Consider the following 22530-nt stretch of genomic DNA (forward strand, 5'->3'; position numbering starts at 1 on the left):
GCTGGTACTTTTACGAGAGACATTGCGTAGCGCAGGAGGGCAGTTAACCGGCATGCCTGCTGTGACCAAATGGTGATAATTCTGAAGGAACTTTTGCTTAATAACTCACTCAAATAACAAGCTCACTAACACTGAGTATTTCAAGCCTTTCTGAAAACAAGAAAGAATCTGGAACTTTGTTGTGTCAGCAACAGAAAATTTGAGTTTATAAGAATGAATTTCAATATGAATGGTATGAATCCATATAAGCCTTTTCCGCCCGTGACCACGCAGCCACAACCAGAGGAATATCGAATATCAGATTATACCCTTAATTGTAACGCCACTGTTAAAAGAGATGCTGTCACGACTGTTGGCCTTATCGCTGGGAGTACCGGTTTAGCCTCTCTTATTGGTGGTGCTCTTTCCAGCTGGAAAACAGCTGCAGTTATCGCTACCGGCCTACCTGTTTGTGCTGCTGCTACTTGTGGTGCTGCTGTCGCCTGTATCTGCATAGATGACTGCCCGTGCTTTAAGCCGCTTCCGGACCGACAGGTCGAGCACGCCAAACCGGGTTACCTGACCGTTGAGGAGCAGCACATAGCTCCTGTTGCAGAAAAGCGTTAATATCCGTATACCCCGCTCATCCTGAAGCGGAGTCGAAGGGTGTGGGTACCGCACTTCGACCCCCTTCAGTACGAATGGTATGTTTATCAACTCAACCCACGACTGCAAGGATGCAGAAGCTAGGAGGCTGTCCGAGAATAGCGCCCGTCTAGGCGACCCCGTAGCGAGGACGGCAGAAAATTGAGGATAAAAATTCGGTTTTGTGAGGTGAATAGCGGGGCTATTTGCCGAACAAAAGCGGATTTTTAGACCAATTTGCTGTCGCCGCAGTAGGGCAGTCTATTCTCGGTCAGCCTCCTAGCGGTTATATGCCGCTCAGTTTTGCTGCGCTGAGGAGGGATATTGAGCTGGTTCAGCTGCTGATCAACAATGAGGCTAAGGTTAACCTGGCGACTGTTATAGGCAATACACCGCTCTCTTTTGCCGTGAAAAAAGGACATGTTGAGGTGGTCCGGCTGCTGATCGAAAACGGTGCTGCTGTTAACCAGGCTACTGTAAAAGGGGCCACTCCGCTCTATTTTGCCGCTAAGCTGGGTAACAATAAGATTGTTGAACTCTTATTAGCCAATGGTGCAGATCCAAACAAAAAAGCGGAAATATTTCGACTGTGGCGTTTTTCGTTCACCAGGTCACCTGAGGCAGCCGCTCGGCGTTATCATGGAAGCAGAGAAACAGTGGTAATGTTAAAAGCAGCAAAAGCCATAAAAAAAAGAAAAATTGTCCCATCCAGTGAACACACACCACTGCTTGCCGGTCACTCTGCTTCTTACAGTGCCATTCGGCAGCCATCCATTGGACCGGCAAAATTGTTGTGAATTCTCGTCGGACTTGTTTATTAATTATCATTATATATTTCTTTAAATATTAATTTAGCTGTGTTCTTTCGTTGATATCATGATCGGATTGCCATTCAGGACCTCCTTCATCCATGACAGCACGATTTATCCACTTACGGGTGCATACCGAGTTTTCCCTCAGCGACGGGCTGGTGCGAATAAAACCGCTGATCAGTGCGATTTTCGGCTCTGGCATACCGGCGGTGGCGGTGACCGACCAGTCCAACCTCTGTGCGTTGGTGACGTTTTATTCGGGAGCCATGGGGGCGGGTATCAAGCCTGTTTGTGGTGCTGACCTCTGGGTGGAAAATCCGGCGGATAAGTATGCACCATCGCGCCTGATACTGCTGTGTATGGTAGAAAATGACTCATATGGCCTGTTATCCGGTATTGCCGAGGAAGATGAAACCTTTTTCCATGAGTCTCATAAAGACTCATATGCTCTCACTTGAAGGCTTTTTAAATCGAATATCGATCCAAGGGGTTTTATCAACACATAACCTGAACTAAACCGTGGTCAGCTATTTGTATTCTAAACTACCTGACAACTTTCAGTTTTAAAGCAATATTTCTTGATAGGTGTCTTTTCTGATACCGGGTGTTTTTTTCTGCAAAGAATAGTTCAGCAGTCTGTAATCCAAAAAGAACCTTATGGATAATGGAGTAGCGGGATCTATGAACATTCAAAATAGTGGAAACAATGTACGATTGGAATCAGAGCGTAACTTGTCGGCCAAAAAGGCAAAATTAAAGCAACCGTTAAAGCCAGTGGATATGTGCGTTGAAGTACAATCCAGGCTGCATTTAACGTCACCCCGGATTCCGCTGTCTGACAATGCGAGAACTGTATGCTTACAGGTTTCACCAGACCTGAGGTTTTCCCATTCCTTTGATTTTCGTTTTGTCGCTAATAATAATCAGGTTCGACAGCTTTTATCTGCTCAAACCCATGAGCAAGACGTAGTCATTCTTTCTCATCCGGATGATCTCTCGCAGGGGAACCTGCTCAGCCGCTTGAGTATTGCCGGGACCGGTCATCACTCTCTGAAACCGGGCAAGCTATTTGAAAATAACGAGCCTTTGACCCTGGTTATCGATATCCGAATGCTCACCAGTGAAGAGCTGCCAAAACTTAATGATTTGCTGGATCCGGATAATCCTTGTCTGTTTGACAAAGTCACTCAGAAAAAACGTGCTCTGGGTGAACATGTTTCGCTGCTGGTATTGGCCAGTCATGGGCAGTTGGCGATGGTGGGGAAAAGTGACGAAGCACCGGGTGCGGATTTCTGGCGACGAATTAATCGACCGGGCAATACCTGGCAGTTTGACGCAGACAATGGCAATGACCAGACAATGGATATCGGTGATGTGCCACCGGTATTGGCTGAACTCCCCCCGGACAGTGCTATGGATGATGGCAATACCGTTATTATCCACTGTCATTTGCACAGTAATTGGCGACAGCTGTTTTTTGGTGGACCCGCGGTGGATAAGCAGGGGCGTATCCGGCACCTGCCAGGCAAATTTGAGCAATTGAAAGTCGGGCAACGGGTGATTCTCAAAGGAGCCGACTGGAATAGTCTGGCATTTGAACAGACCATTCGCCAACTGCTGGCGCAAAAACGTTATGAGAGCAACGGGGCTGTCTGTACTCTGCCAGAAGATATTCAGTTTTACCGGATGCCGGTGGGAGATGACGAGCTGCTATCGCTGTTTCAAACCATGGCTAACTCGGGGGATGCAAGACTTGCCTGTAACGAGCCACAAAACCCGTTGATTATTAACCATAGCAATATTATGGAATGGTTGGGGCCAATCAGTATCGGGCAGGAGGGTTTTGCGGTTCCTAACACCAGCTTGCTGGACCAGGTTAAGGCCGGTGACGTGGTGACAGTCACCTCACCTCTCAGTGAAGCGCTCTGGTTTCTTTTGCTGGGTGCACTGCAGAATATCCACCAGACCACAGGGGTAAAACCGAAGCTTCAGGTCGCTCATTCACAGCGGCAACCGCAATCACTTGGGCTGACAGAAAAAGCCGGGCAACCGGAACTGGCCAGCTACATTGGCTGTAAAGATAATATCGGGGATCACGCTCCCGTTAACACAGTGACTTATCAGCACAGTGCCCAGGCAAATCACTGGATTAATGGTCATCAGGAAACGCCCCTGGTGATACAGATCAATAACCAGACCGGCTTCAGCCAGTTGTTTGACAATATCTTTATCACCTCGGAGCAAAAGGCGCATTTTGGCCGCTGTCAGAGTGGCTTGCAGGCAGCTTTGACCACGGGCAAGCCCGTCGTATTCCGGGGGCTGGAGAGCAATCCAAAGCTTCAGCAGCTGCTTGAGCCCCTGGTATATGGACAACCTCTGCTGGTTAACGGCACATTACAGGCTTACCCGAAAGCTTGTATTACCGTACTCTGGCCCGGGCTTGCACAAAGCCCATCCCCGGTATGGAGCGCAATGATCGCCGCCGCAGAGTCATGTCCACCGGTAGATATCTGGAATATCACCGCCGAACATCATGGTATGTCCCGGAGTGAACTCCCGGAACAGGCGCTCAGGCAACTCTGCGAAGCTTTTAAAACCGTACCTGCCACCCTTTGTCATCCATTGCCTGAAATCACAGAAGGGTTGTTGAATAACCTGATATTGGCTGCCCGGCGGGCACAGCAGGTTGACCATGCACCACAGCTGCAACCCTGCCATTGGCGCAAAGCCATCAATAGCGTATTCAGTCATGGCACCCGGCAGAATCCGTCAGTTCGTGATTTTATGAAGGTGGCTTGCAGGCAGTTATTACCGGATACAGCGCAAACTGCCTGGGTGGATCCTGAGCGGTTGAATGCTGTCATTAGCAGCGCCCAGCCGTTAGACAGGAGTTTTGTCAGGCTCAATGTGTGGCAACTGGCCAGGGCTTTTGGCCCGACTGTATTTGCCAATACTGTTTTTGAACAACCACAACTGTTCTATGAAAGTCCATTTCGAGCCTACATGTCCGACGAATGTATGGATTGCCTCTGTGCCTTGATTGTCGCACAAACGCCCCGGATGCTGCGAAGTTCGGTGGCTTTTCAGCTGCAGGTTGATCCACTGCTGGCAGAGCAGTATCAACAGTTAACAATCAGGCCACAAAATCAGATCAGGCGGTTGGAAGATGCGCTGGCTTCTGGCTGGCAGTTACGTCCATATTCAGTACAGACCCGATCGGATGCCATTCATACTCTGGCGACGGATTGTTATCGTATTAGCCAGGAGAGAGTAGCCAGAAAAAATGAACCGGAGCGCATTGCGCGGCTGGAGCACCTGCTGGCGCAATCACTTGAATGGCAAGGTTGCGCTCAGGCTCCGCTTCAGGCGCTGGCCCATGATCTTTATTACGGCTCGGTTAACCAGAAGGATCGGGAACTTCGTCGTTTATCCAGGCTCTATGACCGGCTTGAGGATTCTCCCGTCATTTTCCTGCAGGGAGAAACCGGAACTGGTAAAAGTTATTTTGCCGCCAAAACTGCCGAGGCGTCCGGATTTGCTTCGCTGATTTCTCTTGGCCCCTGCGACAGCGAACAGACCCTGATGAAACGCTGGCAATGGCGGGAACATACCGGCACCGGTGGTGATCGTTATATGGCATTACAAGAGAGGGCATTACTGGAATGGGCCAATACTCAACCTGCCGCTGACGGTCATTATGTCACAGTGGTTCTGGATGAGGCCAATCTGGCCAATACCGGATTGCAGGCTTCACTGAATGGTTTATGGGAGCCGACACCGTGCATCTATGTTAACGGTCACCCGGTTAAGGTGACTGCTCAGCACAGAGTGATTTTGACCGGGAACCCGGTCCATTACGCCGGACGCCAATTGGACCCCGTGCTGAAGGAGAAACTGCCCGGGGCATACTACCTTCCCTTAAATCGGGCTTATCTCAGGGACCGGGTGGTTGAACCTGCTTTGCTAAGGCAGTTACAACGGTATTTGCCAGAACCGCAAACAGACGACATTGTACGAAGCGCCAGTGACCGTGTGATGGTGCTTTGGCAATATTATCCGGAATTGCTGCCGGAACATGAGTTTACTCCCAGGGATTTGACCGATATCTGCAGCTGGGTGGGTTGGTATCTGGATCGTGCATTATCCAATGGGCACAGACAGGGCAGCGTTACCCGTGAACGGGTGGATGGGTTGATCTTGCAGAGTTTTCAGGATGTACTGGGCTCAGAAATTTCCGGGGTGAGTCAGGATGCCAGGACAGCACTGGAACTCTGGTTTTCTGCCCGTGACCGGGTAGACAACACGTTGAGAGACCTGGTACATACTCAGGTCCTGGAGGGTATACGAAACGCTTTTATCCGGGCGACGTTACAAACCCGGCCGGAGTTTGATACCTCCGGATCAGCGGTCAGTGAATTGGTGCAACGGCTTGGTCAGGATTTAAGCCGATGTCAGCAAGCGCATCATCACGTCAGCAAACATCATGGTCGTCAGGCTACCCTGATTGAAGGCCCTGCCGGGCGGGGTAAGGATGTCACCCTGAACCTGTTGATTGAAAGCTTCAAACAGCAGGTTGCACAGCGGGGAGAATCCATGCCGGAGGTATTTTATTGCAATGCCGGGGATTGTCCCTGGGACAGAGTGTGCGAAGCCATCCAGCGGGCGAAAGTCAACGGTGGCATCGTAGTCATTTCTGAATTGAATCTGATTGATAGCCAGCACCTGGAAGGGGAACTCAATGATATTCTGGCCGGTGACGCTCATCCGGGGTTCCACCTGTTTGCCACCACCAATCCTCCCCGGTACAGTGGACGAAAACCGTTATCACCGGCGTTGAAAGGACGTTTCCGCCATTTGCCTATCCGACAATATAATCCGGCGGAACTGCAGGCCATTGTTGAAAAAGTGTTGCCACAAACGCCAAAGGGCAAGTCCGCCGCTGAATTGTTGACACAGTGGCACTGTCAACTGAGGGCCTGTTTGCAACAGCAAGGCCTGCCCTTGCAGCCCACCGGCCTGGATTTACAAAATCTGGCCAGGGCCGTCATTAAAGAAGGAGACTTTACCGAAAATACGCTCCGTCAACACATCAATCATCACTATCACCTTTATTTTATAGCGGTCAGAGCAACCCTGGAGAAATTGCCGGAATTATCGGCTGTGCCCATTGGCCAGTGGGGGATTGATCCTATACTTTGCAATTGGTTTCACCACACGAAGCTTGGCTCTGATCGCCCCTGGTTGATACGTCGCAGCAATCTCAACCATATTGATGAACAGCACCATGAAATACAAATCAAGGCTGACCTGGGTGATGCAGAGGCCCGAACGGAAATCATCAAGCGTGTGGCTCAGGCCCAATGGCTGGCTTCGGATCTCTCCCCGAAACCGAAAGATGCGGATGATACTCTGACCCAGACTCTTTATCGATACTGGCAGCACTGTTGGTTTGATCACAGGTTTAATCACACTGGGGTGGAGGCAAATACAGTCTTTACCCTGACGGATGCCCAAAAGCAAACCCTGAAAATATCCACTAACCAGCCATACTTCCGGGAAGCTGACAAACAGATAAGTGCATGGGATGCCAACAAGGTTTTTTTGTGGCCTGCTTTTTGGCAGAAAATCTCACGGATAGTCTCAAACCCCGTCAGACACTATTCCTGCAGTGGCAATAGGCAGGGTACTCGAAAAAGGTCAGATTTTCACAGTTCCGGCGCAGAAGCGATAGACCAGAAACGGGCAAAAAAAGAGGAAGTTATTGATGGACAATATCCTGGTGCTGTTTCAGTAACTGGTGCTGTTTCAGTAACTGGTGCTGTTTCAGTAAATAGTGGCGATACACACAACTCTCCGGGAAAGCCACTCTCTGACCATTCAGCTGCTCAATCTGCACCACGGGAAAATGGCGAAACAGAGGCTTCCACTATTTCCGCAAACTATACCCTGCCTCTTGATAAACAGGCAGAGTTACCCGCCAAAACGATTCTGCATTTGGATGTTGATACCGCTTATGAACACAGAGAGTTACCTCAGTTGGTGGAGAGAAAGATTTTTTCCTCTCGTGAAAGCCCCAGGATGTATCGCCTGGAGGTCTTTGATGTGGCTTTGAATAATAAGGGTAATGTTGAACTACGAAGTTTCAGCCCCGGGGCGTTCGGTTTTGAGGTGGTGCTTCCCTCCGCTCTGCCTGATGGAGAAGTAACCCTGGGCAGTGGGCAGAGCCTGGGTGTTCATTGCCTGTGGGTAGACAAGGATAAGTATTTTTACCTGCCAGGTCTGAACCTGGATGAAACTATCCAGGCTTTGCGAATAAAACCGTCTCTGGATTACCGGTTGATAAAAGACAGGTATACAGGCCTTCACATGGTGCGTTTTCCAAATGTCGGGGATGATCAGGAAATAACAGTTAACTACGTTGTAGAAAAAAGAGTGACAAAAAGTTCGTGTAAAAAACTATCGGTCGAAACGTTGGATTTATTGCAGCAATCTGGCGATGCGAGGTTAGACTGCACTGTTTCTGATCCCATGAAGTTACAATTAACTGAATTCTTTAACGGCTTTGCAGCAGCTGATATGCCAGAGAATCAAAAGAAACAGATTCATTGTATTCAGTCGGCAAAGACCCTGAAAGATCGTATTGCTGCAATAGCAGAGTATTGCGAAAATTTTAAAGGCTCAGAGAAATATGAAGGTGGTGAAGGTTTTTTTCGCTTTCTGCTGTGGCGTCAACAGGGCAGTTGTCAACACAGAACGCCCATATTTGTGGCGCTCTGCCGCTATTTTGGAATTCCTGCTCGCGCAGTAAGAGCTAAATACCACCTGTATCCGGAGTATTCACTGGATGGCGGCATGAGCTGGAAGCCAGAGGATCTCGGAGGCGCTCCTGTAAAACATGTAAAACGAATCGAACCTGACTTTCAGCCTTTCAGGCAGGGAGGTGGTTCCAGCACCGAGTCAAAGAAGATTAAGGCGTTTCTGGAAAGTATTGATCCAGAGCAACAGCAGCGCCTTGCCAAAGCTTATAATTGGAGTATCGAAGATCTGCACAAAGCCCTTGAGGCAGGCTGTGCATTACCAAGTAAAGTGCCAAGTACCAGCGAGGTGGTAAGAAGGCTTTGGGAAAAAAAAGACTTAACCGGTTTTTCTCTGGGCGTCTCAATCCTGGAAAAGAAAGAGACACTGAACGTTGATGAATCTGGGTTGATTGGCAGGGTGTTTTGTAGGAATTCCTGTACCTACTATAAACCGATGTCTGAGGCGGTGAGTCAAATATTGTCCAGCAGTAGTGAAGATCAGGTGAGCGGGCTGCTCAAGGCGCTCTACTCAAAAGCGATTGTTCACAACCGTTATAATGATCATGATCATTGGTTGGGTTCAATTGTGGATATACTGACAGAGAGTAATTCAGCCCACCCCCCAGTCATTCAGTTTGCCGTTGAAGCATTCAAGGCGGGTTGGCTAAGACCCCCGCAAATATACTATACCGATATTATTCCAGCTCGTAAGTATCATGACCTGATGGTACGTCTGGAAACTGTAAAGGAATTGAAGGCTCAGGCCGTCAATTACCTGGGACAGTGGTATAAAGCATTGCTGACTCCGGGAATGAATAGCCAGAAGTGGCTGAGTTATTACGATTGGGAACTGAAAGGAGACAATCATTTTTTTGTAACCCAAAGCTTTAATGGGGTTTCGCCATTTCTGGTAGAAAAAATCGACTGTTCGTCTTTACAGTTGTCCTGGACGGACAATCCTGAGGGCATTCCGGACATTGAGCGAATGTTGGTGCGAAAGCCCGCTTTTCCAAAGTTTAACGCCAGTAAGACTGGCATTCGCCCGGTTATTATACTGGGTAAGCCTGATTGGGCCTACACAGTTATCGCGGATGAAGTTGAAGCCCATTATCCATCAGAACCATGGCAGGTTATGGAAACAAACTTCAGGTATAATCTGACATATACTCAATATTTCGCTGAAGTTCGTAAAGTACCCAGAAGAGATACCAATAAAACTCACAGGTCTGCCCGTCTTCCAGCGAAGCGAGAAGGCAGTCGAAATCAAAAAGAGTCTGAAGAGTATAATAAAAAAACCAAGGAAATCTGGACAAGGTACAAGCCAATTATAAATTCCCTCCATGTGCCGGGTAATGGCAATTCAAGTGTCCCTAACGCTATGGTTAAACAGGCTATTTACCAGGCATTCACTTATTACCTGTATCATATGACAAAAACCAGGGGCGGTCGTTTAACTTATTGTTTTCTTGAGGCTTCTGTCGGACGCAGGTATTCCAACAGATATGGTGCCCATGAAGTATCCTCACCGGAAGAGCTGTATGCCATGATGACGAAAACACAGAATAATTCTGCTCTTGAAAAATCGGTTAAGGCCCGTTATCTGAGTCAGGCACACAACACGGACAATGCGCTGGTGCTTAAATCTGAGGAATTAACCACCATTGCCAGGGAATTCCTGAATACGGTGAATTTTAAGTCGATTTATGAGTTACTACTAAATAGAGACTGTCGGACTTAAGCATCCGTAGCGAGGATTGCGAGAAATTGAGGTTAAAGAATTCCCTGTTTTTTTAATGTACTTTTTTGATGTTGGAATTTAACACTTGTTTTTTAATTGGCATTAAATATTGCATTAAATATTAATTTGTTAGGTGCATCCCTTCATTGTTATCATTACCCGATTGCCATTCAGGACCTCCTTCTCCCATGACTGCACGATTTATCCACTTACGGGTGCATACCGAGTTTTCCCTCAGCGACGGTTTGGTGCGAATAAAACCGTTGATCAGCTCGATTTCCGGTTCTGGCACACCGGCGGTGGCGGTGACCGACCAGTCCAACCTCTGTGCGCTGGTGAAGTTTTATTCCGGGGCCATGGGGGCGGGTATCAAACCTGTTTGTGGTGCTGACCTCTGGGTGGAAAATCCGGTGGACAAGTATGCGCCGTCCCGTCTGGTGTTGCTGTGTATGGATGAGCAGGGTTATCACAACCTGACCGAGCTGATCTCCCGGGCGTTTATGGAAAATCAACACCATGAAAAAGCACTGGTTAAACGGGAGTGGATCATGGCTCAGTCAGAGGGCCTGATTGCGCTCTCCGGTGCCAGGGAAGGTGAGATTGGCCGGGCACTGTTATCGGGCAAAAAGCCGCTGGCGGGTGAGATATTGCAGGAGTGGATGGAGGCGTTTCCTGATCGCTTCTACCTGGAGCTGCACCGCACCAACCGGGCAGGGGATGAAGAGTGCGTTCATGGTTCCGTGGCTCTGGCGGCAGAATTCAACTGTCCGGTGGTGGCCACCAATGATGTGATGTTTATGACCCGGGATGATTTCGAAGCCCATGAGTCCAGGGTCTGCATCGGCGAAAGTGTGGTTCTGGATGATCCCCGCCGGGAACATCGCTACAGCGAAGAGCAGTACCTGAAGTCTGAAGATGAGATGGTCGAGCTGTTTGCGGATATTCCCGAGGCCCTGGCCAACTCCGTGGCCATTGCCCAGCGCTGTTCCATTAATGTCAAACTGGGTGAGTACTTTCTGCCGGAATATCCCGTGCCAGAAGGGAAAACCATGGATCAGTTTTTCCGTGAATTTTCCCATGACGGCCTGACGGAGCGTCTGGCGTTTCTGTTTGATACCTCGGCACCGGACTTTCCGGAAACCGAAAAAATCTACCGGGAGCGACTGGACTTTGAGCTGAACACCATTTTGCAGATGGGATTCCCCGGGTACTTCCTGATCGTAATGGACTTTATCCAGTGGTCTAAAAATAACGGTATTCCTGTGGGGCCGGGGCGTGGTTCCGGTGCCGGGTCCCTGGTGGCCTATGCCCAGAAAATCACCGATCTGGACCCGATCAAATACGACCTGCTGTTTGAGCGATTCCTGAACCCTGAGCGGGTGTCGATGCCCGACTTTGACGTTGACTTCTGTATGGAAGGGCGGGACCGGGTGATTGATTATGTGGCCCGAACCTATGGACGCAATGCGGTTTCCCAGATCATCACCTTCGGAACCATGGCGGCCAAGGCGGTGGTGCGTGATGTGGCCCGGGTTCAGGGTAAGTCTTATGGTCTGGCGGATCGCCTTTCCAAAATGATCCCCTTTGAAATCGGCATGACCCTCAGTAAGGCCTATGAACAGGAAGAAGCCATTCGGGAGTTTCTGGAGTCCGACGAAGAAGCGGCGGAAATCTGGGAGATGGCGCTGAAGCTGGAAGGGGTCACGCGAAATGTCGGCAAGCACGCCGGTGGTGTGGTGATTGCCCCCACCAAGTTGACGGACTTTGCTCCGCTCTACTGCGATGAGCACGGTAAAGGGGTGGTCACCCAGTATGACAAGAATGATGTGGAATACGCAGGTCTTGTTAAGTTCGACTTTCTGGGCCTGAGAACACTGACCATTATTGACTGGGCCCTGAAACTGATTAACCCCCGCCGGGCGCAGCGGGGTGAAGAGCCTCTGGCCATTGAAGCCATCGATCTTGAAGATAAAAGTTCCTACGACATGCTGAAGCGGGCGGAAACGACGGCGGTCTTCCAGCTGGAATCCCGTGGGATGAAAGATCTGATCAAGCGTCTCCAGCCCGATTGCTTTGAAGATATTATCGCTTTGGTGGCCCTGTTTCGTCCGGGGCCGCTGCAGTCCGGGATGGTGGACAACTTTATTAACCGTAAGCATGGCCGGGAGGAACTCTCGTTCCCGGATGCCCAGTATCAGCACGAGTGGCTTCAGCCTATTTTGCAGCCCACTTACGGCATTATTCTGTATCAGGAACAGGTGATGCAGATTGCCCAGGTGTTGGCCGGTTATACCCTGGGTGGTGCGGATATGCTGCGCCGGGCCATGGGTAAGAAAAAGCCGGAAGAAATGGCCAAGCAGCGGGCAGTCTTTGAAGAGGGCGCTATCAGCCAGGGGATTGATGGTGAGCTGGCCATGAAGATCTTTGACCTGGTGGAGAAGTTCGCGGGTTACGGCTTTAACAAATCCCACTCTGCGGCCTACGCCCTGGTTTCCTATCAAACATTGTGGTTGAAGGCGCACTATCCATCGGAGTTTATGGCGGCGGTCATGAGTTCCGATATGCAGAATACCGATAAGGTGGTGACCTTTATTGAGGAGTGCCGGGATATGGGGCTGACTGTGTTGCCACCCAGCGTGAACAGCGGCGAATATATGTTCGGCGTGAATGACGATGGCCATATTGTCTATGGACTGGGGGCCATCAAGGGCGTGGGTGAAGGCCCTATTGAGGCGATTGTCCGGGCTCGTAAAGAGGGTGGTCCATTCAAGGACCTGTTTGACTTCTGTGAGCGGGTGGATGCCAAAAGCATCAACAAACGGGTGCTGGAGGCATTGATCAAATCCGGGGCGCTGGATCTGCTTGGGCCGGTCCCACAAAAGCCGCAACAGTTGAATTTCAACCGGGCCGTGCTGGAAGCGAGCCAGCTTGAGGCGATCAAAGCGGCGGATCAGGCGGCCAAGAGCCTGGATTCCGGTCATATGGATATGTTTGGTGCCCTGGTCCCCGCCGGAGAAGAGGCTGTTTACGACACTTATCTGAAAACCAGCGAATGGACGGATAAGGTTCGTCTGGGTGGCGAGAAGGATACCCTTGGGCTCTATCTGACCGGTCACCCTATTGATGAATACGAAAGTGAAATCCGGCACTTTATCCGCAACCGTATCAAAGACCTGCAGCCTGCCCGGGGCGATAGCCAGAATATTGCCGGGCTGGTGGTGGATATGCGGGTGATGAAAAACAAGAAGGGGGACAAAATGGCGTTTGTTACCCTGGATGATCGCACCGGACGGATTGAAGTGTCGGTGTTTGCCGATGTGTTTGGCGAGTATCAACACCTGCTCCATAAAGACGCGGTGCTGGTGGTGGAAGGGGAAGTCACCTTTGATGATTACTCCGGTAGCCTGAAAGTCCGCTCGAAAAAAGTGATGAAAGTGGTGGATGCCCGCAGCCATTATGCCCGTCGCCTGGTTCTTGAGGTTTCCCATGAGCAGATTGATGGTCATTTTGAACGAAAACTGTCGTCAATGTTGGGCGGGCAGCCGGGGCGGCTTCCGGTCAGGATTGATTACCATCGGGACGATGCCCGTGCCAGCCTGATGCTCGGCGAGCAGTGGCTGGTCAGCCCCAGTGATGAGCTGGTGCTGGAACTCAGGCAGTGGCTTGGCAAAAATGCTGCTAACGTTGAGTATGCCTGACTTAAAGAACTTACTGAGTATGCGGAATTGAGGTATGAAACAGGAGCTGTGGTCTTTTGCAGTTTCCCTTTTCAGGAGTAAGAAAATCTGAACGGAAAAATAAAATCACCTTGTATAGAACTTTCATTGGAATATGGAGTCAGAGTTAATGACCAAATGGAATCTAAATTTTCTTGCTTGAAGGCTGCGCCGGGTTTTCGGGTTGCCTGAAAAGCAAATGGTCATGAACTTAATGCAATTTTTATGGAAGGAATTTTTTTATGACTCCTGTCGAGTCTTGCCAAAAGGCGTTGCCAGCACAACCAAAGCAAGAGACTAAACCCATAACAGATGATCATCAGGGAAAGTTTAACAACCTGTCGACTACCATAGTTTCCGGGGCTTCTGCCGCGATACCACAGGCTGATAATTCCCGGTCCGGATCAGAGTTGTTAATTAAATATTCACCCAGCTTGGTGGACTCCGATACCATCATAGCGGCAACTGGTTCGCCTTCACGGGTTTTTCGAAATATGAGAAAACTTGGACAGAGCCCCAACTTCTTTTTGCCCCACACTTTGGAGAAATACTTTCCGTGTGCAGATGGAGCACTGGGCCAGGCGGATCTCAAGGTATGTGACAGTACCTTGAAAGAGGTTACCGGTATTCTTGTTCTCGATGAATTTGAGGCAGGTGAATATCATCAACGTTCAAGAAGAGTGTTCAGAGAGTTGTATGACCCTTATTCAATACATGCTGGTCAACTGGATGATGGTATGTTTTTCCTCTACACACTGAGGCCTGCTCTTTGTAAACAGCTATTTAAATTTGATCCTGAACACCTGAAAATCCGGTACACGGGTTATGATGACTTACGGCTCGATAACAACGGCTTTCCTTTTTCCTTTTATTGTGGAAAGACCTTTGAAGAAGCATTGTCAGCTTTTGAACTGGCTTGTAAAGGCAGCGACATAGCGACTTTCATCAGGCCGCTGTTGGGATTTGGGTCTGACTCATTTAGTACGATCCATGAAGCACATAAACCGGAAGTCCCGGAGTTACCAGCGAAAGCCCCGGAAAGACCTCCGGAAGACCCAGAGTGGTTAGCCATTGTTGAACAAACTTTGTCTGCATACTTATGATGTGACTCTGGTCAATGCTTCACGGCCCTGTCTGTCCCGTTATTCATGGTAACTTCTGATCATTCGGGTAGGCTGGTTTGTCAATGATTTTTTGAACACCAAAAGTGTACAGAATTTACCGGTAGGCCAGCGTTGCATTGGGTGGGACCTGAATGACCTTAATGTTCATGGGGCGGACCTCCTTCCTTCAAATAGTGTCCCCTGTCAGGCAGAAATTTTACCTTTTGCACATGATGTCATCCTATTCTCATATGAATTTTCTGGAGCCCTTTAGGACTACATAACGCTGATTTGTTTACAGGCGATTACGCTTTTTAACTCGACTTTCTGGCGGTGTTTACGTATTTTGAACCCTATTTACTATCTGGCCATGATAAGTGGACTTCATGAACCCGAATTACCTGGACTTTGAACAGCCAATTGCTGAACTGGAAGCCAAGATAGAAGAGCTTCGACTGGTCAGCAGCGATGCAGAGCTGAATATTACTGAAGAGATTGCCACACTGCAGGATAAGTGTCGCAGTCTGACGGATTCCATTTTCAGCAACCTCTCCTCATGGCAGGTGGCCCAGCTGGCCAGACACCCCAGAAGGCCCTATACGCTGGACTATATTCGCCATATTTTTACCGAGTTTGATGAACTCCATGGCGATCGCCATTTTGCCGATGACCCTTCCATTGTGGGTGGCATGGCCCGACTGGATGGTCGGGCGGTGATGGTGATTGGTCATCAGAAGGGGCGTGAGATCGAAGAAAAAGTACGCCGGAATTTCGGGATGCCCAAACCGGAAGGTTACCGTAAAGCCTGTCGCCTGATGGAAATGGCAGAGCGTTTCAATATGCCCATCCTGACCTTTATTGATACGCCGGGCGCATACCCCGGTATTGGTGCCGAGGAACGTGGGCAGAGTGAGGCGATTGCCTACAACCTGGCGGTTATGTCCCGCTTGAAAGTGCCTGTGATTTCCACGGTGATCGGTGAAGGTGGTTCCGGTGGCGCATTGGCCATTGGGGTTTGTGATCATCTGGTGATGATGGGGTATTCAACCTACTCTGTTATCTCCCCTGAGGGTTGCGCCTCCATTCTCTGGAAAAAAGCCGAGTACGCTTCCACTGCTGCTGAAGCCATGGGGGTAACCGCTGGTCGTTTGCAAGAGCTGGGTCTGGTGGATACCCTGGTGGCAGAGCCATTGGGTGGTGCGCACCGGGATCCTGAAGCAGCGGCTGCCAGTTTGAAAGCAACGCTGGTGGATCAGTTGAACATCCTCTCGGCACTGGACAGCAATACCCTGCTGGAAAATCGTTACCAGAAAATCAGGGATTCTGGGGCGCTTTGATTGCGAAAACGATGGCAAAAACCAGTGCAGAGATCACTTCCTGTCACCCACTCAGCTCTGAGTGGGTGCTTGATCAACTATCTTCAAGCCTGCAGTTACCGGTTTCTGAATGCCCTTTAACGGTGGCATTCAGTGGCGGTGTTGACTCCACTGTTTTACTCCATTTGCTGGCCTGCCTGCGTGACCGGGGAGATATCGCTGATGTGTGTGCTGTTCATGTTCATCATGGTTTGAGCCGCTACGCTGATCAGTGGGCTGAGCACTGTCAGTCGGTATGTGAACAGTGGCAGATACCGCTGACCATCGCCAGAGTTTCTCTGGAAAATGGCGGCTATGGTCTGGAGCAGGCGGCCAGGGATGCGCGATACCAGGTATTTAGCAATGCCGTGGAAGAGGGTGGCTGTCTGTTGCAGGGGCATCATCGTGATGATCAGGCAGAGACGGTTCTGCTCAGGTTATTCCGCGGGACCGGTGTTGATGGTATTCAGGGGATTCCCGAACAAAGGTCCCTGGGTAATGGACTGTTGTTACGGCCCTTACTGAATGTGGCCCGATCATCCATTGAAGATTACGCCCGGGCAAATAACCTCCGATTTATTGAAGATGACAGTAATACAGATGAACGCTTCTCCCGCAACTTTCTCCGTCAGCGACTGATGCCCATGGTGGAAGAGCGCTGGCCGGGTGCGTCGGAACGATTGGTTGAATTTGCCCGGGAAGTGGGGCAGATGAATCAGACCGTTCAGCAACAAACTGCCGAACAGTTGGCCGCTTGTATTGATTATCGCCCGCAATGGCTGCCTGGCCAGCAACCGCTGATTAACCTGACAACTCTGCAATCCCTTGATGTCAGCTCCCGGCGACGTGTGGTTCGCCAATGGTTGAAACTGCAGGGAATACAACCCCCTTCAAGAGAAACCCTTGAACAGACCTTTGATGAAGTGATTGAGGCTCGAATCGACGCCGAGCCTTTGCTGAAAGTTTCAACTCGCTTTACCCTGACTCGCTACCAACAAATGCTGGTGGTGTTGGATGAAGAAGTGAACCTGCTGGCATTTGAACCCATGATCTGGGACTGGCAGAAAGAGCCAATAGTGGTGTTGGGAGACCGGTCGCTGATCTGCAGTGCCGAACAGGAGCACAATGGTAGCGCCATACGACTGCCACAAAAACCCTTACTGTTGAAACGCCGTTGCCATATATCCGGCGATGAAAAGTTTGCCATTGCCGGTCGGCGAGGTCGCAAAACCCTGAAAAAATGGCTGCAGGACTATAACGTGCCACCGTGGCTGAGAGAATATCTGCCCCTGGTTTTTGATGGTGATCAAATGGTGGCAGCTCCCGGTCTTTGGGTATGTGATGGTTATTATGCCAGCGAGAGCGATGGTTTAGCTCTCCACTGGTAATAGCCATCCGCCTTTATTTTATGGGTTAATGTCGTTTGAGTTACCGTTTTCTAATGTTTCCAATGCCCGCAAACGTTCTCTATGGTCTGTGAAATAGCGCCTGTTTTCAGCAACCCGGGACACCCTCTCAGCTTCGTATGGATTTTGTAATTCGTTGAAATCAATCACGGGGTTCCGGTCATTGAGAACATTTTGAGGGACTGGCAAAACGTCAGAGTCCTGATAGTGACGCCATAAATCCTTTCGGCGAATCGTGGTAAAACTCTGTTTCTTTGCTTTGTAATTTTCCAGACAGTTGCTAGTGTCAATATCCTCTTGTTGCTTGAAACTATCGATCATTTTTTTGGTTACTGTGGCCAGTTGGCGCTGGTGACTGTGGGATAATTTATCCCAGAGCCCGGGCATCCGGGCGGCAAAAGCACGAAATTCAATGAGTATCTCTTGTATCAGCTCTTTACTTCCGGGCTCAGAGTAGCTGGCATTTACCACTTGTTGTAAACAGGTCAAACGCTTCTTCAATGCGCTCTTACCGATACTGCCTGCCCACTTTTTTTGACTGAACGCTTTATGTTCATCCACGAGATCTGAGAGTATGGCTTTTTTCAAGGTATCCCGGTGTTCAGTGATATTGTTTTGCACCAGCTGAATTTTTTTCTGCAAGGGCAGACTTTTTAGTAAGCCGTAGACGTTACTTGGGTCAAGGACGTAATCAGAGCGATCGCTTTCGTCAGGTTGTTTGGATAGATTGGTAAACATGTGTTTCGTCGGCGAAAGAATGGAGGTCAGTGTACCAATCTGATGTTTTTTGGGTCCGTACGTTCCGATAATGGGCAGGCTATTTCTTGGTAGCGGTAGGTCTTCGTAGTTATAAACGACGGTAAATCTTTTTTCAGGCCACTCATTCTGCAATTTTTTTGCCTGTTTTTTTGCTGCTTTTACCAGTCTGTCCTCGGATGATCTGTTCATAGTGCGGATGTAGTTCTCTACTACCGTTTTCCTCGCACGTCCGCTGAGGTTTGCAGCAAGATCTTTTTCTGGGTAAAACAGGTCTTCCCTGACCGGGTTTGGCCCCACTATGTAGCTTCTGACTCCGCTGTTGGCAGATCGGAATAAATCACAGGGCTTCAGGGTGCGTACACAGGTGGGGTTATTATCCAGAAAAACAATGGTTTTGTCTTTAAAGTGATCAACTAACGTGACGTTGCTATCCGCTGGTACTTCGGGCGCGGGCAATGGTGAAGTGTCGGTTTCGACAGCCGGATGGGGTGGATGCCCTTCCGTTTCCCCGGATTGCGGCTCATGGTACAGGCTTATCCCGTTGTTGAGCGAGCTGTTCCAGGTGGCAAAAGTCAGTCCAAGCCGATCGGCCAGAGTTTTCCATTGATTCCATTCTGGCAAAGAAGTGTCGGCGTTGGTAACTAACAGAAAGTCCGCATCAGGTTTGTACTGGTAACCTTCGGCAAACTGAACTTCAAATACTCTTCGGTGTACCACTTCCGTCAGCCGGGGATCTGTCGGGCAATCCAAACGTCCCAGTTCGAGTTCTGCGAATAGTGTTACTTTTGAGTAAAGAGGTTGTGCAGGATTTTTGAATGCGATCGAACCTGAAAGTCCGCCCTGGCCACAGGGAGGTAGGTCATCGATCGATTTCGTGAGCCCCTGATTGCCGCTGAACGCTACTCCATCTCTGCTGTAAAAAGCAACGTCGTCGCTTCTCGTCTGGCCATTATTGGTATCTGCTTTAAAGTTCAATTTGAGCAACCTCTGTTGGCTGCCCTGCAAACCAAGGGCTTTCGGAGAAATATTGTTCACTTTTACGCACAGCAAAGCTTCTTCAGTGCGGCTGATTGATCTGTCCCCTTTTATCGCATCGATATTCGCTGGAAATCTTACGGGAAAGCTGATTTTCTGTGAGGCTACTTTTGAGAACTGTCGCTCAATCCGTCCGACAGTGGCGCTAAAGTTGGCGATACCCGTTTCATTCAGGGGCTCACCGGTGGGTATGGTTTGAGGCCTGTTAATGGTAAATTCCAGGCTTTCCTGCGGGTTAACTTTCTTGCCAGGCGGTATCTCGAAAGGGAGATTGAAAACAGAACCGGGATTGATGCTGACCCATTTATTACCCACGAGGCTCATTCTGATTGGTTGTGTATTTGGTGTTGGCATGTAACCAGTATTAGTGACGGAGAGATCAACAGAGACCGCTTTGCCGGGTTCGAAAAAACCATCGTCGCCGGGGTTATTTAGCCGCAGTCTGTAGTCAGTAACGGACAGGTCATAAGGCCCGGGATAATGATTATGGCCCACAGCGATATGAAAACTGCCAGGGTTCCCGCGACGTCCATCAGGGGCGTTTCGCCCGTCTTGTCCCGGGGGACCGCAGTGGCCACGATGTCCTCCCGGAGTAACATGTAATGTACGGGTGCTTCGGGTCTGCCCGCTTGAGGTGGTGTAGCTCCTGGTATCGGTATACCAGCATGAATCCCCGCCTTCTCCTCCGTCTCCTCCCGGGCCTCCGTTTCCACCTCTTCCCCCCATTCCCCTGGCACCACCCCGAACGTCAGGGATGTTGGTTAGCATGAGTAGATCGGTTTGCGAAGGTGCTAATGTAAGGGTTACTTCGCCGCCATTGCCACCATCGCCACCTCGTGCGCCATCGCCACCCTTGCCTCCGGGGCCGCCTTGACCTCCGTTTTCACCCAGCCGATATCGGGTGGCGTTTCTTCCCTTGCGCCCGGTTAGTCCTTTGCCCCCATCACCGCCGTTGCCACCATCGCCCGCATCACCGCCCCGGGCTTCAAGAATGATTGATACTTTTCTATTGGACAGATCGAACGTATGTGACGCCTGGTTCCCTTGCGCAAAAACTATGCCATTGTAGGTTGATAATGCAACATTCAATGCGGGGGCATTTTGGCCGCATTTTCCCCGGGTGCCGTGCTGCCCCGGATGACCGCCGAATTCACCGTTTGCACCGCAGGCTCCATTTTGGCCCGTGGCTCCGTGGGTGGCATAACGTATTATATTCGTGTCTTCAAATTGTGGGGGATACATAAATCAACCTCAGCGAAATTATGAGTGTTTGTGCTATTGCTGCTTTGACCATAAACTGTCGGTTTTTTATCCCCGGCGCTGATAAATGAGTGTTAGTGGTTCGGATATCAGAGTGAGTGATCGCCCCGGTAATTGGCACGAGTCATTCTGTTAGGCATTGGTTGCGCGGGTATTGTATTGATGTAATAACGGTTTTACGTTTACAGCCGGTTTTGGTATCCTGATATCCCATCTTGAGACTCTCTTTTCACCCCGCTTTAATTATTTTCACAGCAGGTAAGCATGACGCGTTATATTTTCGTCACCGGCGGTGTTGTTTCCTCGTTAGGCAAAGGCATCGCATCGGCATCTCTCGCCGCCATTCTTGAGGCACGCGGTCTCAAGGTGACGATGCTCAAGTTGGACCCTTATATCAACGTCGATCCGGGTACCATGAGCCCTTTCCAGCATGGCGAGGTTTTCGTTACCGAAGATGGTGCCGAGACTGACCTGGACCTGGGGCATTACGAGCGTTTTATCCGTACCACCATGAAGCAGGGTAACAACTTTACCTCTGGCCGGATTTACCAGGATGTTCTGCGTAAAGAGCGTCGTGGCGACTATCTGGGTGGTACGGTACAGGTTATTCCCCACATCACCGATGAGATCAAGCGCCGGGTGGTTAATGGTGCGGGCGATGCGGACATCGCCCTGGTGGAAGTGGGTGGTACTGTTGGTGATATCGAATCCCAGCCATTTCTGGAAGCCATTCGCCAGCTCAAGGTGGAGCTGGGATCTCAACGTGCCATGCTGATGCACCTGACCCTGGTGCCTTACATCAAAACCGCCGGTGAGACCAAAACCAAACCAACCCAGCACTCCGTTAAGGAGCTGCGCTCGATTGGTCTTCAGCCGGATATCCTGGTATGTCGCAGCGAACAGTACATTGATGCCTCGGCCCGCCGCAAGATTGCCCTGTTTACCAACGTAGAAGAGCGTGCGGTTATCTCCCTGGAAGATGCGGACAGCATTTACAAAATTCCGCGGATGCTACACGAGCAGGGTCTGGATCAGATCATTGTGGATCGCTTCAACCTGGGCTGCCAGCCAGCGGATCTCTCTGAGTGGGACGATGTGGTGGATCGTGAGTTTAACTACTCCGAAGAGATCACCATCGCCATGGTGGGCAAGTACATGGAACTGCTGGATGCCTATAAGTCGCTGATTGAGGCGATCAAACATGCCGGTCTGAAAACCCGTACCAAGGTTAATATTCGTTATATTGACTCTGAAACCATCGAGCAGGATGGTCTTTCTGCCCTGGAAGGGGTGTCTGCTATTCTGGTGCCCGGTGGCTTTGGTCACCGTGGTGTGGAAGGCAAGATCCAGACCGTACGCTATGCCCGTGAGAACAAGATTCCTTTCCTGGGTATCTGTCTTGGCATGCAGGTGGCGGTCATTGAGTATGCCCGCCATGTTGCCGGTCTGGCAGGGGCAAACAGTACGGAATTTGATCGTCAGGCGGACCATCCGGTGGTTGGTCTTATTACTGAGTGGATCGACGCTGACGGTATGGTTGAAAAGCGCGACGAAGGTTCTGATCTGGGCGGCACCATGCGTCTGGGTGCCCAGAACTGTAACCTGATTGCCGGTACACTCTCCCGTGAAGCCTATGGTCAGGATGTTATTACCGAGCGCCACCGTCACCGTTATGAAGTGAATAACCATTACGTTGAGGCACTGGAAGACGCTGGTCTTGTTATTGCCGGTCGCTCAGAAGACAACAGTCTGGTAGAGATCGTTGAGGTTGCTGACCATCCATGGTTTGTCGCCTGTCAATTCCATCCGGAATTTACCTCAACGCCCCGGGATGGCCATGGCCTGTTTTCTGCCTTTATTCATGCAGCGCAGGCTTTTAAGCACGCTTCTCACTGAAGCCAATCGTTGATACCTGCTTTTGCAGG

General features: G+C 50.1%; 10 protein-coding genes. 9 read left to right on the top strand and 1 reads right to left on the bottom strand.

Going from position 1 to position 22530, the window contains the following annotated elements:
* Positions 1 to 213 precede the first annotated feature (213 nt).
* From J7438_RS05135 to tilS, 8 genes are all read left to right on the top strand, one after another.
* Positions 214 to 606: a hypothetical protein gene (locus J7438_RS05135; protein ID WP_209275690.1), complete on the top strand. Its 393-nt coding sequence runs from the start codon at positions 214 to 216 to the stop codon at positions 604 to 606.
* Positions 607 to 830: 224 nt separating this feature from the next.
* The gene (locus J7438_RS05140) at positions 831 to 1421 is read left to right on the top strand and encodes an ankyrin repeat domain-containing protein (RefSeq protein ID WP_209275691.1); all 591 of its coding nucleotides are present in this window, start codon (positions 831 to 833) and stop codon (positions 1419 to 1421) included.
* Between the two features lie 113 nt (positions 1422 to 1534).
* Positions 1535 to 1894, top strand: coding sequence for a PHP domain-containing protein (locus J7438_RS05145; protein ID WP_209275692.1), 360 nt, complete (start codon positions 1535 to 1537; stop codon positions 1892 to 1894).
* A 223-nt stretch (positions 1895 to 2117) separates the two neighbouring features.
* Positions 2118 to 9971 carry an AAA family ATPase gene (locus tag J7438_RS05150; protein WP_209275693.1) on the top strand — a complete coding sequence of 2618 codons (7854 nt, stop codon included), beginning with the start codon at positions 2118 to 2120 and terminating at the stop codon, positions 9969 to 9971.
* A gap of 188 nt (positions 9972 to 10159) precedes the next feature.
* Positions 10160 to 13669 carry a DNA polymerase III subunit alpha gene (gene dnaE, locus J7438_RS05155; RefSeq protein ID WP_209275694.1) on the top strand — a complete coding sequence of 1170 codons (3510 nt, stop codon included), beginning with the start codon at positions 10160 to 10162 and terminating at the stop codon, positions 13667 to 13669.
* Between the two features lie 260 nt (positions 13670 to 13929).
* Positions 13930 to 14790, top strand: coding sequence for a hypothetical protein (locus tag J7438_RS05160; RefSeq protein ID WP_209275695.1), 861 nt, complete (start codon positions 13930 to 13932; stop codon positions 14788 to 14790).
* A 386-nt stretch (positions 14791 to 15176) separates the two neighbouring features.
* Entirely contained in the window at positions 15177 to 16127 is a 951-nt protein-coding gene (gene accA / locus J7438_RS05165; RefSeq protein ID WP_209275696.1) for an acetyl-CoA carboxylase carboxyl transferase subunit alpha, read from the top strand.
* Positions 16124 to 17533 (top strand): tRNA lysidine(34) synthetase TilS, encoded by a 1410-nt coding sequence (gene tilS, locus J7438_RS05170; protein ID WP_209275697.1) that lies wholly within the window; start codon positions 16124 to 16126, stop codon positions 17531 to 17533. Before accA ends, tilS begins: the two co-directional genes overlap by 4 nt.
* An 18-nt stretch (positions 17534 to 17551) precedes the next feature.
* Here the strand turns inward: tilS and J7438_RS27605 are convergent, their stop codons facing one another.
* A complete protein-coding gene (locus J7438_RS27605; RefSeq protein ID WP_286196417.1) occupies positions 17552 to 20587 on the bottom strand; it encodes a DUF7932 domain-containing protein in 3036 nt (1011 codons plus the stop codon).
* A 282-nt stretch (positions 20588 to 20869) separates the two neighbouring features.
* Between J7438_RS27605 and pyrG the strand changes: the two genes are divergently transcribed.
* Positions 20870 to 22501, top strand: a complete 1632-nt coding sequence (gene pyrG, locus J7438_RS05180) for a CTP synthase (protein ID WP_209275698.1) — start codon at positions 20870 to 20872, stop codon at positions 22499 to 22501.
* Positions 22502 to 22530: the final 29 nt, after the last annotated feature.

The sequence above is a fragment of the Thalassotalea sp. G20_0 genome, assembly GCF_017744175.1.
In the GTDB taxonomy this organism is placed as follows: Bacteria; Pseudomonadota; Gammaproteobacteria; order Pseudomonadales; family Endozoicomonadaceae; genus Endozoicomonas.

What these genes read in the sequence shown, in the direction of transcription:
- J7438_RS05135 (WP_209275690.1), top strand. Translation starts at nt 214, where the DNA reads ATGAATTTCAATATGAATGGTATGAATCCATATAAGCCTTTTCCGCCC.
- J7438_RS05145 (WP_209275692.1), top strand. Translation starts at nt 1,535, where the DNA reads ATGACAGCACGATTTATCCACTTACGGGTGCATACCGAGTTTTCCCTC.
- J7438_RS05150 (WP_209275693.1), top strand. Translation starts at nt 2,118, where the DNA reads ATGAACATTCAAAATAGTGGAAACAATGTACGATTGGAATCAGAGCGT.
- dnaE (WP_209275694.1), top strand. Translation starts at nt 10,160, where the DNA reads ATGACTGCACGATTTATCCACTTACGGGTGCATACCGAGTTTTCCCTC.
- J7438_RS05160 (WP_209275695.1), top strand. Translation starts at nt 13,930, where the DNA reads ATGACTCCTGTCGAGTCTTGCCAAAAGGCGTTGCCAGCACAACCAAAG.
- accA (WP_209275696.1), top strand. Translation starts at nt 15,177, where the DNA reads ATGAACCCGAATTACCTGGACTTTGAACAGCCAATTGCTGAACTGGAA.
- J7438_RS27605 (WP_286196417.1), bottom strand. Translation starts at nt 20,587, where the DNA reads ATGTATCCCCCACAATTTGAAGACACGAATATAATACGTTATGCCACC.
- pyrG (WP_209275698.1), top strand. Translation starts at nt 20,870, where the DNA reads ATGACGCGTTATATTTTCGTCACCGGCGGTGTTGTTTCCTCGTTAGGC.